The following is a 13,046-nucleotide window of genomic DNA, read 5'->3' as shown; positions in this document are numbered from 1 at the left end:
TAGCCGGCCCGGCAGACTAAGCTTGGCAATGCCCGGTGGGTTCAGGGATTATTGCTGGGTTTTGAGCTGGTCCTCGCCCCCGTAGGGAGCCCCGGCATTGATGTCGCCGCGCAGACCGCCCATCGACTGCCCGCCTTCGTTTTCATAGGGCGCCTTGGCAGTGCCCGGGGCCGGGGCCTCGGCCCCGCCCACCCGGTCGCCGGAGCCGGGCTGCGTACCGGCGGCCATAGACTGGGTATTGGTGCCTTGGGCAGCCGATTGCCCGGCCGCGCCCGATACTTCGCCGACTTTCTGAATGTACTGGCGCTTGGCGTCGTCCTCGCTCAGGCCCTTGAACTTGCTCCACGAGTCCCACTGGGCCTGCGACATGCCGGGCTCCCCGCTGGGGTTGTCGGGCGAGTCGTCGCCGACAACTTCGCCGGAGGTGTCGTGGTCACCGGCGGTGGCTTGCTTGTAGAGGCCGTACAGCTCGGTCATGTGGGCCGCGGCCTGGTCGCCGGGCAGGTTGTTGACGCGCGCCACGGCGGCTTCGAAATCCTGTTGCAGGGAAGAGTGGGACTGGGAGCTCATGGAAAAACGAATTGGAGTAGGAAGAAACCGGCCGGACCGGTGCCTGGGTCTACTGCCTTGGCACGGCTTTGGTTGCGGGCCGCGGCTGCCTAAGTTTGGGGCTGGCAAGTCCCAAAGCTTCGTACCTTTGCCCGCCAATTATGTGTGGAATCACCGGACTCTTCGCCTTTTCTGATTCAGGCCGCTCGTCGCTGACGGGCCTGCAAGCTTCAACCGACGCCATCGTCAGCCGCGGACCCGACTCGCAGGGCCACTTCGTGTACGACTGCGTGGGGTTGGGCTTTCGGCGCCTGGCCATCCTCGACCTCTCGGCCGACGGCAACCAGCCCATGACCGACGAGTCGGGCCGCTATACCATCGTCTTCAACGGGGAAATCTTCAACTTCCGCGAGCTGCGCGCCAAGCTGCAGAAGAAGGGCTACACCTTCCGCTCGCACACCGACACGGAGGTTATCCTGAAGCTCTACATCACCGAGGGCCGCGGCTTCCTGAAAAAGCTCAACGGCTTCTTCGGCCTGGCCATCTACGACAAGGAGGAAAACACCCTGTTCGTGGCCCGCGACCGGATGGGCGTGAAGCCCATGCTGGTGTACCGCGACGAGGACCGGCTGATGTTTGCCTCGGAAATGAAGTCGCTACTGGCCTTGGGCGTGCCGCGCAAGCTCGACTACGCCTCGCTCAGCCACTACCTGCAGCTGAACTACATTCCCGGGCCGGCCACCATCTTTAAAGGCGTGAAGAAGCTGCTGCCGGGCCACTACCTGTTTGTGCGGGCCGACGGCAAGGTGGTGAAGAAGCGCTGGTACAAGATTCCCTACGACCCCAAGAAGGTCGCCAAAAACAAAACCACCTACGAGCAGCAGAAAGCCCAGCTGGTAGACCTGATGGACGCCTCGGTGGCCCGCCGCCTGGTAGCCGACGTGCCGCTGGGCTCGTTCCTGAGCGGCGGCATCGACTCCTCGGTTATCACGGCCCTGGCCGCGCGCCACACCCCGCACCTGAACACGTTCAGCATCGGCTTCAAAGACGAGCCCTTCTTCGACGAGACGAAGTACGCCAACCTGGTGGCCAAAATGCACAAGACCAACCACACGGTCTTCTCGCTCACCAACAACGACCTCTACGACCACCTGTTCGACGTGCTCGACTACTTCGACGAGCCGTTTGCCGACTCCTCGGCCCTGGCGGTGTACATCCTCAGCAAGCACACCCGCCAGAAGGTAACGGTGGCCCTCTCGGGCGACGGCGCCGACGAGCTGTTTGCCGGCTACAACAAGCACATGGGCGAGTGGCAGGTGCGCAACGGCGGGCCCAAGGCCGAGCTGGTGACGGGCCTGAACATCCTCTGGGACGTGTTGCCCAAGTCGCGCAACTCGTTTTTCGGCAACAAGGTGCGCCAGCTGCAGCGCTTCTCGCGCGGCATGCTCTCGGGCCCCAAAGACCGGTACTGGGACTGGGCCAGCCTGGCCAGCGACAAAGACGCCCGCAGCCTGCTGAGCCCCAACGCCCGCCAGAAAGCCGGCCGCAAAATCGCCGACAAGCGCCGCAAGGACCTGCTGGAAAACCTGCACGCCGACGGCGACCTGAACGAGGTGCTGCTCACCGACATGAACATGGTGCTGCCCTACGACATGCTGGCCAAGGTAGACCTGATGAGCATGGCCAACTCCCTGGAGGTGCGCACGCCCTTCCTCGACTACGAGGTGGTCAACTTCGCCTTCTCGCTGCCCGTCGAAAGCAAAATCGACGCGAAGATGAAGAAGAAGATCGTCCAGGATGCCTTCCGCCCGCTGCTGCCCGAGGAGCTCTACAAACGGCCCAAGCACGGCTTCGAAGTGCCCCTGCTCAAGTGGTTCCGCAACGAGCTGCGCCCGCTCATCACCGACGATTTGCTCAGCGACGACTTCATTGAGGCCCAGGGTATTTTCTCGGTCGACGGCATTCGTGCGCTCAAGCAGCAACTATTCTCCAGCAATCCGGGCGACGTGCACGCCCGTATCTGGGCCCTCATCGTGTTTCAGCACTGGTGGAAGCGCCACATGGCCTAATTCCCGGCTGATTCTTTCATTCCCGCCCATCCGCTTCCATTCATGGAGGATTCCACCGTTGCCCCCGGGGCGGCTGCCAGCCGTGCCATTCAGTTTCCGCCGCGCAAGCTTTCCATCGTTATTCCCGCCTACAACGAGGGCCGCACCATTCACCTGATTCTGGATCAGGTGAAGGCCGTGCAGCTGCTGGGCGGTATCGAGAAGGAAGTCATCATCGTCAACGACTGCTCCAAGGACGATACCGAAGCCGCCGTCGAGCGGTACCGGGCCGCCAATGCCGACTTTCCCATCCGCTACCTCAAGCACGAGGTCAACGCGGGCAAGGGCGCGGCGCTGCACACCGGCATCAAGCATGCCACCGGCGACTACGTCATCATTCAGGACGCCGACCTGGAGTACGACCCCGAGGAATACAACGTGCTGCTGCGCCCCGTACTGCGCGGCATGGCCGACGTGGTGTACGGCTCGCGCTTTATGGGTGGGCGGCCCCACCGCATCCTGTTCTTCTGGCACAGCATCGGCAACAAGTGGCTCACCATGCTCTCGAACATGTTCACCAACCTGAACCTGACCGACATGGAAACCTGCTACAAGCTGTTTCGCCGCGACATCATTCAGGGCCTGCAGCTGGAGGAAAAGCGCTTCGGCTTCGAGCCCGAGGTAACGGCCAAAATGGCCCGCTTCCCCAACGTGCGCATTTACGAAGTAGGCATCAGCTACTACGGCCGCACGTACGAGGAGGGCAAGAAAATCGGCTGGCGCGACGGGTTCCGGGCCATCTACTGCATCGTCAAGTACGGCCTGACCCGCTAGCCCGCCCCGCCCTATGCTGCTTTTGCTGCTTGCCGGCGTCTGGCTGGGGCTGGTGGCCCTGCCCTACGGCACCTGGAGCGTGGCCCGGCTGCGCGCCGGGCTGCGGCGGCACGTAGCCGACGGCCCCGTGGGCGCTACGCTGACCTGGCTGCTGGGGCTGGCCCTGCTCACGGCGCTGCTGCAGGCCTGGTCGCTGCTGGCGCCGCTCAACGGGTGGGCCTTTGCCGGCGCCGCCCTCGGCAGCCTGGGGCTGTTTGCCTTGGATCGGCAAGCTTTTTGGGCCACCTGGCGCGGCATCCGGCAGACGCTGGCCGGCTGGCGGGCAGGGGAGTGGGTGGCGGCCGCGGTGCTGGCTACCGAGCTGCTGCTGCTGGCCACGCTGCCCAGCATCAACGGCGACACGGCCGTGTACCACGCCCAGAGCCTGCGCTGGCTGGAGCAGTTCGGCGCCGTGCCGGGGCTGGCCAACATCGATACCCGCCTGGGCTACAACTCGGCTTGGTTTGTGCCGCAGACGCTGGCGTCGTGGGCGCAGTGGGTGGGCAGCCCGCTGCACACGCTCAACGCGGCCGTGCTGCTGATTTACGCCGGCTATGCGCTGGCCGCCCTGCCCGCGTTGCGCCGGCAGCCCACCGCCGCCGGCCTGCTGCGGGTGCTGCTGCTGCCCCTGCTGGCATTCTGGTGCGCCGACGATCTGGCCTCGCTCTCGCCCGACCCGGCCGTGGCCATGCTTGCTTTCGTGGTGTTGAGCCAAGCGGCTGCGGCTCCGTTGCCCGGGCGGCCGCAACCCTGGACGCTAACCCACGCCGTGCTCGCGCTGCTGGCCGTGTTTGCCGTTACCATCAAGCTTTCGGCCGGGCCGCTGCTGCTGCTGCCCCTGCTCTGGCTCCTGCGCCGCCGGCCCGCGGCCCTGCCCGGGTTTCTGGCCCGTATGAGCGCCGCGGCTTTGCTGCTGGTGCTGCCCTGGATGCTGCGTACGGTGGTGCTCACCGGCTACCTGCTGTTTCCCTTCCCAGCCCTCGACGTGCTGCCCCTCGACTGGAAGTTTCCCCGCAACTACCTGTTCGTGCACGCCGACTACATCCGCAAGTTTGCCCGCAACTGGACGCTGCAGGAAGGCCAGCCCTACCTGCTGCCGCTGCGCCAGTGGCTGCCCATCTGGTGGCAGCAGCAGCTGTTCTTCGACCGGCTGCTGACCATGCTGGCGCCCGTGGTCGGGCTGCTGAGCGGCCTGCTGCTGCTGCGTTCGGCTACCTTGCGGCGGCAGCTGGCGGGCCCGGTGGCCGTGGTGGCGCTGGTGGCCGCGGCCGGGGTCGGCTACTGGTTTGCGGTGGCGCCGGCCTACCGCTTCGGACTAGGCTTTATTCTCTCGCTTTTTGCCCTGCTGCTGCTGCCCGCGGCGCTGCTGCTGGCCCGGCGCTGGCCGCGCCCGGTAGCCACGAGCATAAGCCTGCTGGCCGTGGCGGCCCTCACTGCCAAGCTGCTGATGGTGGAGCTGCGGTTTTTTGCCACCCCGCGCTACGTACCGGCCGCCGAGTTTCCGGCCTTTCTGGCCGACGTCGTCGCGCCGGAAGCCCGTGCCTTCGTGCAGCAGTGCTACCAGCCCGACAGCAGCCACACCGCCTACCTGCTGCGGCCGGGGCTGCCGCTGGGCGGCAAGCTGCGGCTGCTCGGTACGCTGCTGCGCTCGGGGGCGCTGGCCCGGCAAAGTCAGGGGCTGGCTGCCTCCGGCCGCCGCCTGCTGCGGCCCGCGCCCTACCCCGACTACTCGGCCAGCATGGATACCGTACAGCTGAGCGGGGTGCGGCTGCTGCAGTACCCCGCCCGGCCCGACCCTAACCGCTACGGCGTGTGGTATGCGCCCTTTCCCTTCGCCGCCTACACCCGCGGCCTGAAGCTGCGCACCGGCGAGCTAAGCGGCGGTTTCCGGCAGGCGAAAAGCAAGCAGGATTCGGATACTCCTACTATTTCCTCGGAAAATTGAAATCGGCCCGGTATATTCCGGCATCTTCCTTCCACCGCCTCAAGTTTAGCCACCATGAAAATAGCAGTTGTTGGCACCGGTTATGTCGGCCTGGTTACCGGTACGTGCTTCGCCGAAGTGGGCCTCGATGTAACCTGCATTGACATCGACGAAAATAAAATTAGCAACCTCAAGCAGGGCATTCTGCCCATCTACGAGCCCGGCCTGGAAGAAATGGTGCTGCGCAACGTGGAGAAGGGGCGCCTGCAGTTTTCCACCTCGCTGGCCGAAGCCATGCAGGACGCCGACGTGGCCTTCATTGCCGTGGGCACGCCGCCCGGCGAAGACGGCTCGGCCGACCTGAAGTACGTGCTGGCCGTGGCCCGGGGCATCGGCGAAAACCTGAACAACTACGCCGTGGTGGTGACCAAGAGCACGGTGCCGGTGGGCACTGCCGCCAAGGTGCAGCGCGAGCTGGAGCTGGCCCTGGAGCGCCGCGGGGCCGCCATCGAGTTCGACGTGGCCTCCAACCCCGAGTTCCTGAAGGAGGGCGCCGCCATCGACGACTTCCTCAAGCCCGACCGCATTGTGGTGGGCGTGGCCTCGGAGCGCGCCGAGGAAGTGATGCGCAAGCTCTACAAGCCCTTCCTGCTCAACGGCCACCCCATCATCTTCATGGACATTCCCTCGGCCGAAATGACCAAATACGCCGCCAATGCCATGCTGGCCACCAAGATTTCGTTTATGAACGACGTGGCCAACCTCTGCGAAATCATGGGCGCCGACGTGAACATGGTGCGCCGCGGCATTGGCTCCGACGCGCGCATCGGCAACAAGTTCATTTACCCCGGCATCGGCTACGGCGGCTCCTGCTTTCCCAAGGACGTGAAGGCCCTGATCAAGACCGCGGCCGAAAACGGCTACGACATGCAGGTGCTCAAGGCCGTGGAAAGCGTGAACGAAGGCCAGAAGGCCGTGCTGTTCGAGAAGCTGCACCGCCACTTCGACGGCGAGCTGCAAGGCAAGAAGATTGCCGTGTGGGGCCTCTCGTTTAAGCCCAAGACCGACGACATGCGCGAGGCGCCCTCCCTGGTCATCATCGACAAGCTGCTGGAAGCCGGCTGCGAGGTGGTGGCCTACGACCCGGTGGCCATGAACGAGGCCCGCAAGGAACTGGCCGACCGTATTGCCTACGCCCCCGGGCCCTACGAGGCCGTGGAAGGCGCCGACGCCCTGCTGGTCGTGACCGAGTGGCCCGAGTTTCGGGTACCGAACTTCGAGGACATTGCCAGCCGCATGCGCGGGCGCGTGATTTTCGACGGCCGCAACATCTACGACGCCCACGAAATGGAGCAGACCGGCTTTGCCTACCACTGCATTGGCGTGCGCACCACCCACCGCGAACCGGCTTCCACCAAGTAACTTGCCGCCCGGCGCGCCCGGCTGGCCGCGCGCCGCAACCCGACCTTTCGTTATGGCTCACCGCTCCGAAAAGAAACGCGTACTGATTACCGGCGGGGCCGGCTTTCTGGGCTCCCACCTCTGCGACCGGTTTTTGGCCGAGGGCTACCACGTCATGGCCATGGACAACCTGGTGACGGGCAACCTGGCCAACATCGAGCACCTGTTCGGCAAGAAGGACTTCGAGTTCTACCACCACGACGTGTCGAAGTACGTGCACGTGCCGGGCGAGCTGGACTACATCCTGCACTTTGCCTCGCCGGCCTCGCCCATCGACTACCTCAAGATTCCGATTCAGACCCTGAAAGTCGGCTCGCTGGGTACCCACAACCTGCTGGGGCTGGCCCGCGTGAAAAAGGCCCGGGTGCTGATTGCCTCCACCTCGGAGGTGTACGGCGACCCCGACGTGCACCCGCAGGTGGAGGAGTACCACGGCAACGTGAACCCTGTGGGGCCGCGCGGTTGCTACGACGAGGCCAAGCGCTTTCAGGAGGCCATTACCATGGCCTACCACAACGTGCACAACGTGGAGACGCGCATCATCCGCATCTTCAACACCTACGGCCCGCGCATGCGCCTCGACGACGGCCGCGTGCTGCCCGCCTTCCTGAGCCAGGCCCTGAAGGGCGAGCCGCTGACCGTGTTCGGCGACGGGTCGCAGACGCGCTCGTTCTGCTACGTCGACGACCTGGTGGACGGTATCTACCGCCTGCTGCTGTCGGACTACCACCTGCCGGTGAACATTGGCAACCCGGCGGAAATCACCATTCGTGAGTTCGGGGAGGAAATTGCCCGGCTCGCCGGCGTGGAGTTCCGCCCCACCTTCCACCCGCTGCCCGAAAACGACCCCCTGCGCCGCCAGCCCGACATCACCAAGGCCCGGCAGATTCTGGGCTGGGAGCCCAAAGTCGACCGCGCCGAGGGGTTGCGCCGCACCTTCGAGTACTTCCAGCAACACGTGGCCGTGCCCGCCGCGCCTTCCGCCTAGCATGTCGCTGATCAAACCCCACCTGATTCACTTTCCCAAGCTGGGCGAGCCGTCCATCGGCTACATCTCCGTACTGGAGCAGCAGCAGGAGCACCTGCCCTTCGAGGCCAAGCGCGTGTTTTGGACCTACTACACGCCCGAGAGCATTGTGCGCGGGCGCCACGCACACCACGCCACCGCCCAGGTGCTGGTGGCCGCCGCCGGGCGCATCATCGTCACCACCGAAATGCCCGACGGCTCGGTAGACCTGTTCCGTCTCGAAGACCCCCACGTGGGCCTGTACGTGCCGCCCCACGCCTGGCACACCATGCAGTACTCGCACTCGGCCGTGCAGCTGGTCTTCGCCTCCGAGCCCTACGCCGAAGCCGACTACATCCGCAGCTACGACGACTTCCGACGCATATGGGGCGCGCGGAGCTCGTAGCCGCCCGCACCGCGGCGCTGCTGCCGGCCGTGCCCTACGCGGCCCTGCGCCAGCTCGAGCCGCCGCGCGTGGCCGCCCACTTCGTGCAGCGCCGCTTCGAGGCGTTTGGGCAGGGCGCGCACGAGCACGTGGCCCGACTGGGCACGGCGGATGAAGCGGTAGAGTTCCTGTACGCCGACCTGCCCTGGGACTCGCAGTTCTTTGCCCAGCCCTCGGTGCGGCTGCACGCGGCCCTGTTTGGCCCCGGCGTTACGGCCCCCGTCCTGGCCGAAGCGGCCCGGCAGTTCACCGCGCAGCTGGGGGCGGTGGGCACCCGTCACGCCTACGCCGAGGTGCCGGCCGAGGATACTGCCCTGCTCTACGCGCTGGGCCGGGCCGGCTGGAGCGTGGTGGAAACCCGCCTGCAGTACGTGCACGAGCACCTCGACCAGCTGCGGGAGCCCCGCTACGCGGTGCGCGCCGCCGCGCCCGACGAAGCCGAGCTGATCCGCGCCGTGTCGGCCCGCAACCGCAACCTGTTCGACCGCTTTCACGCCGACCCCGCCTATTCGCCGGAGCAGGCCGATGCCTTTCTGGGCGAGTACGCCGCCGCCGCCGTGCGCGGCTACTGCGACACCGTGCTGGTGCCCGCCGCCGAGGTAGTCGACAGCTTTCTGGCCATCAGCTACCTGGCCGCCGACGCCGCCGCGCTGGACACTGCGCTGGGCCGGGTGGTGCTCACGGCCGTGGGGCCGGCCAACCGCGGCTGGCACCGCCGGCTGGTGTCGGAAACGCTCTACCACACCCGCGAGCGGGGCGGCCGCGCGGTGCTGATGACCACCCAGGCCACCAACCGCGCCGTGGTGCACAACGCCGAGCAGCTGGGCTTCCGGCTGGGCGGCGTGACGCTGGTGCTGAGCGCGCAGCCGGCAAGCTAGAAGCCAAAAATCAAGCTTAAAACGCGGTTCGCCGATGGGGGAGGAGTGTGGGCGCGTGCGCGGGCTTGCTACCTTTGTTTTATGCCCAAGCTGTCCGTTATCATTCCCTGCTACTACAACGAAGCGAATATTCCCATTACCGGGCCCGAGCTGATTCGCAACGAGCAGCGGTTTCCGCCGGGCGTTGAGTTCGAGTACGTGCTGGTAGACGACGGCTCGCGCGACGGTACCTGGGCTGCTCTGCAGGGCTTTCAGCAGCAGTACCCCGACCGTGTAACCCTGGTAAAGCTGGCCGGCAACGTGGGTTCCTATAATGCCATCGTGGCCGGCATCGCCCACGCCACCGGCGACTGCCTGGCCGTCATCACCGCCGATTTGCAGGACCCGCCCGAACTGCTGGCCGAGATGTACGGCTACTGGGAGCGGGGGCTGAAGCTGGTGCTGGCCAACCGCGCCGACCGCGAGGAAGGACTGGTGCAAAGCCTGGTGTCGAACACCTTTCACTACCTGATGCGGCGCATTGCCCTGCCCGGCGTGCCCTCCGGCGGCTTCGACATGGTATTCTTCGACCGGCAGCTGCGCGACCAGGTGGTGCAGATGCACGAGCGCAACAGCAACGTGTTTTACCTGCTGGTGTGGCTGGGCTACCCCTACGTGAGCATTCCCTACACCCGGCGCAAGCGCGAGGTGGGCCGCTCGCGCTGGACCTTTAGCAAGAAAGTCAAGCTCTTCGTCGACTCGCTGCTGTCGTTTTCCTTTTTTCCGGTGCGCATGATTTCGGTGCTGGGCCTGGGGCTGGGCGCGGTGGCGGTGGCCTACGGGCTGTTTCTGCTGGTGCTGCGCCTGCTGGGCGAAAACGAGCCCGAGGGCTGGACCACCCTGATGCTGGTGCTGCTCTTCGTGTCGGCCTTTCAGATGGTGGCCCTGGGCATCATCGGCGAGTACGTGTGGCGCGGCCTCGACGCGGCCCGCACCCGGCCGCTGTACGTGGCCGAGCAGGTGCAGCCCGCCCGGCCGGCCGCTCCCTCCGCGCCGCCCGTTGGCTGAGGCCACGAATCCGGCTTCGGCGGGGGCGGGCGTAACCCCCGCCCGGCCGGACCGTTTAGCGGCGGGCGCCTTCAGCGGCCCCGGAATTGTTACTTTTGACCCGGTTTTTTCTTATTCCTTCCTGATGCAAGTTCCTTTCCTTTCCTTCGGTCCGCAGCACGAGCCCATCCGCGACGAAGTACTGGCCGCCATGGCCCGCGTCTACGACGCGCAGTGGTACGTGCTGGGGCAGTCGGTAGCCGATTTCGAGCAGCAGTTTGCCGCCTACTGCCAGGTAAAGCACTGCGTCGGCGTGGCCAACGGCCTCGATGCCCTGCATCTGGCCCTGAAAGCCCTGAACGTGGGTCCCGGCGACGAAGTCATCGTGCCCTCCAACACCTACATTGCCACCTGGCTGGCCGTGTCGTACGTGGGCGCCACGGTGGTACCCGTCGAGCCCGACCCGGCCACCCACAACCTGGATCCGGCCCTGCTGGAGGCCGCCATTACGCCCCGCACCCGCGTCATCATGCCCGTGCACCTCTACGGCCAGGCCTGCCGCATGACCGACATCATGGCCGTGGCCCGGCGCCACAACCTGCACGTGGTGGAAGACAACGCCCAGGCCCAGGGCGCCAGCTGCGACGGGGGCCGCACGGGCAGCTTCGGCACGCTGAACGCGACCAGCTTTTACCCGGGCAAAAACCTGGGGGCCCTGGGCGACGCCGGCGCCGTAACCACCAACGACGAAGACTTGGCCCGGCAGGTGCGGGTGCTGCGCAACTACGGCTCGCAGCAGAAGTACTACAACGAAGTGGTGGGCCACAACTCCCGCCTCGACGAGCTGCAGGCCGCCGTGCTCAGCGTGAAGCTGGGTCACCTGGACGCCTGGACCAGCCAGCGCCAGCAGATTGCCGCCCTCTACAACGAAGCCCTGCAGGGCGTGGGCGACTTGCAGCTGCCGGTGGTGGCCGCGGGCTGCACCCACGTGTACCACCTCTACGTGGTGCGCACCCGGCAGCGCGAGGCCCTGCAACAGCACCTGCAGCAGCGCGGCGTGGGTACGCTCATTCACTACCCCGTGCCGCCGCACCTGCAGCAGGCCTACCAGCACCTGGGGTTCCGGGCCGGGCAGTTCCCCGTTGCCGAAGAGCTGGCCCAAACGGTGCTGAGCCTGCCCATGTGGCCGGGCATGAGCGCCGAGCAGGTGCAGCAGGTGGCCGCCGCCATCCGCGAGTTTTTCCCCGCCTGAACCGGCCGCCGGTAACCCCCCGCCGCTCGGCTGCGTAGCGGCGGCGGGGCTGCCCAGCGCTTCGCCGCGCGGGCTCTGGCCCGTCCCAAACATCCACCCTAAGTATTTCCGTCCCGTTCTGCTATGCAGGGTCCTCACCTGATTGAGTTTTCCAAAGTCGGCGCCCCCGGGCTCGGCTACCTGAGCGTGGCCCAGAACAGCGAGCTGCCTTTCCCCATTCAGCGGGTGTACTGGACCTACTTCACGCCCGACGAGGTGCTGCGCGGCCACCACGCCCACCACGACCTGGAGCAGCTCATCTTCGCCGTCAGCGGCCAGATTACCTTTACCCTGGAAGACCTGAACGGGCAGCAGCAAACCTTTGAGCTGAGCCGGCCCAACATCGGCCTCTACATTCCGCGGCTGTACTGGCGCACCATTCGCTTCTCGCACTACGCCGTGCTGCTGTGCCTGGCCTCGCACGAGTACGACGAGGCCGACTACATTCGCGACTACGACGAGTTTCAGCGCCTGGGCGGGCGACTCAAGGCTTAGCGGCTTCCTGCCCCATTCTTACTTCCGAAGCTGTACGCCGGGGCTGGTTCGCGGCCCGGTTTCCTTTTCTGCATGAGTACTCCCGACCTTCCGACTACCACCCTGCGCCTCGCGCCGTATTCGCCGGCCCACGAGGCCGAGTGGAACGACTTCGTGGACCGGGCCGCCAACGGCACGTTTCTGCTGCGCCGCTCCTTTATGGACTACCACCAGGACCGCTTCGCCGACGCTTCGCTGCTGGTGTGGCAGCGCGAGGTGCTGGTGGCGGTGTTCGTGGCCGGGCAGTACCGGCAAACGCCCGAGCCCGCGGTGTTGGTAGCCCACCCGGGCCTCACCTACGGCGGGTTGATTCACCTGCCCGAACTGAAGTATGCCGACCTGGCGGCCATTTACCCCGCGGTGCTGGAGCAGGTGCGGGCCGCCGGCTACCGGCAGCTGGTCATCAAGCCGGTGCCGCGGGTGTTCTGCCGCTTTCCCAACGAAGCGTCGCTGTTCTGGCTCACCAGTCAGGGCTTTGCCTTGCGCAACCGCGAGCAGAACTCGGTGATTGACCTGCTGCAGCCGCTGCGCATCAGCAAGGGCCGCAAAGACAACGTGCGCAAGGCCCGCAAGCAGGGCATTGAGGTGGCCGTTTCCGGCGAGCTGGCCGCGTTCTGGGACATTCTCACCGACAACCTCTGGGCCACCCACCAGGTGCGCCCGGTGCACAGCCTGGCCGAAATCAGCTTGCTGCAGGAGCGTCACCCCGCCAACGTGGTGCTGTACACCGCCTGCCTGCGCGGGGAAGTCGTGGCCGGCGTGCTGCTGTTCGTGGATGAAGCCCGGGGCTTTGTGCACACCCAGTACATTTCGGCCAACGAAACCGGCAAAGCCACCGGGGCCGTAGATGCCGTGCTGCTGACCATTCTGGAGCACTACCACCAGCGGGTGCCGCGCTTTTCCTTCGGCATTTCCACCGTGCGCGGGGTCGTCAACTTCGGCCTGCTGGCTCACAAGGAAGGCTTCGGCGCCACCGTCGAGCTGATGGACACCTACGCCAAAGAGCTTTAA

12 protein-coding genes are annotated in these 13,046 nt (G+C 66.0%); 11 read left to right on the top strand and 1 reads right to left on the bottom strand.

What is annotated here, in order from left to right:
• Nucleotides 1-48 precede the first annotated feature (48 nt).
• Nucleotides 49-570: an acyl-CoA-binding protein gene (locus ACE191_RS09865; protein WP_400192035.1), complete on the bottom strand. Its 522-nt coding sequence runs from the start codon at nucleotides 568-570 to the stop codon at nucleotides 49-51.
• 140 nt (nucleotides 571-710) lie between these two features.
• Between ACE191_RS09865 and asnB the strand changes: the two genes are divergently transcribed.
• The 11 genes from asnB (at nucleotide 711) to ACE191_RS09810 (ending at nucleotide 13,046) form a co-directional block, all read left to right on the top strand.
• A complete protein-coding gene (gene asnB, locus ACE191_RS09860; protein WP_400192034.1) occupies nucleotides 711-2,618 on the top strand; it encodes an asparagine synthase (glutamine-hydrolyzing) in 1,908 nt (635 codons plus the stop codon).
• Nucleotides 2,619-2,660: 42 nt separating this feature from the next.
• Entirely contained in the window at nucleotides 2,661-3,431 is a 771-nt protein-coding gene (locus ACE191_RS09855; protein WP_400192033.1) for a glycosyltransferase family 2 protein, read from the top strand.
• A 13-nt stretch (nucleotides 3,432-3,444) separates the two neighbouring features.
• Entirely contained in the window at nucleotides 3,445-5,415 is a 1,971-nt protein-coding gene (locus ACE191_RS09850; RefSeq protein WP_400192032.1) for an LIC_10190 family membrane protein, read from the top strand.
• A gap of 54 nt (nucleotides 5,416-5,469) precedes the next feature.
• Complete coding sequence (locus ACE191_RS09845) at nucleotides 5,470-6,816, top strand: UDP-glucose dehydrogenase family protein (protein ID WP_400192031.1); 1,347 nt, start codon at nucleotides 5,470-5,472, stop codon at nucleotides 6,814-6,816.
• 52 nt (nucleotides 6,817-6,868) lie between these two features.
• Nucleotides 6,869-7,843, top strand: coding sequence for a UDP-glucuronic acid decarboxylase family protein (locus tag ACE191_RS09840; RefSeq protein WP_400192030.1), 975 nt, complete (start codon nucleotides 6,869-6,871; stop codon nucleotides 7,841-7,843).
• 1 nt (nucleotide 7,844) lies between these two features.
• A complete protein-coding gene (locus tag ACE191_RS09835) occupies nucleotides 7,845-8,267 on the top strand; it encodes a sugar 3,4-ketoisomerase (protein WP_400192029.1) in 423 nt (140 codons plus the stop codon).
• Nucleotides 8,246-9,184 carry a hypothetical protein gene (locus ACE191_RS09830; RefSeq protein WP_400192028.1) on the top strand — a complete coding sequence of 313 codons (939 nt, stop codon included), beginning with the start codon at nucleotides 8,246-8,248 and terminating at the stop codon, nucleotides 9,182-9,184. Before ACE191_RS09835 ends, ACE191_RS09830 begins: the two co-directional genes overlap by 22 nt.
• An 81-nt stretch (nucleotides 9,185-9,265) precedes the next feature.
• A complete protein-coding gene (locus ACE191_RS09825) occupies nucleotides 9,266-10,231 on the top strand; it encodes a glycosyltransferase family 2 protein (RefSeq protein ID WP_400192027.1) in 966 nt (321 codons plus the stop codon).
• A 124-nt stretch (nucleotides 10,232-10,355) separates the two neighbouring features.
• Entirely contained in the window at nucleotides 10,356-11,462 is a 1,107-nt protein-coding gene (locus tag ACE191_RS09820) for a DegT/DnrJ/EryC1/StrS family aminotransferase (RefSeq protein ID WP_400192026.1), read from the top strand.
• A 123-nt stretch (nucleotides 11,463-11,585) separates the two neighbouring features.
• Nucleotides 11,586-11,996 (top strand): sugar 3,4-ketoisomerase, encoded by a 411-nt coding sequence (locus ACE191_RS09815; RefSeq protein ID WP_400192025.1) that lies wholly within the window; start codon nucleotides 11,586-11,588, stop codon nucleotides 11,994-11,996.
• A 72-nt stretch (nucleotides 11,997-12,068) separates the two neighbouring features.
• On the top strand, nucleotides 12,069-13,046 hold the full coding sequence (locus tag ACE191_RS09810) for a hypothetical protein (protein ID WP_400192024.1): 978 nt from the start codon (nucleotides 12,069-12,071) through the stop codon (nucleotides 13,044-13,046).

This window comes from Hymenobacter sp. B81, assembly GCF_044628455.1.
Taxonomy (GTDB): Bacteria; Bacteroidota; Bacteroidia; order Cytophagales; family Hymenobacteraceae; genus Solirubrum.
This window is presented reverse-complemented; position numbering and strand designations above follow the sequence as displayed.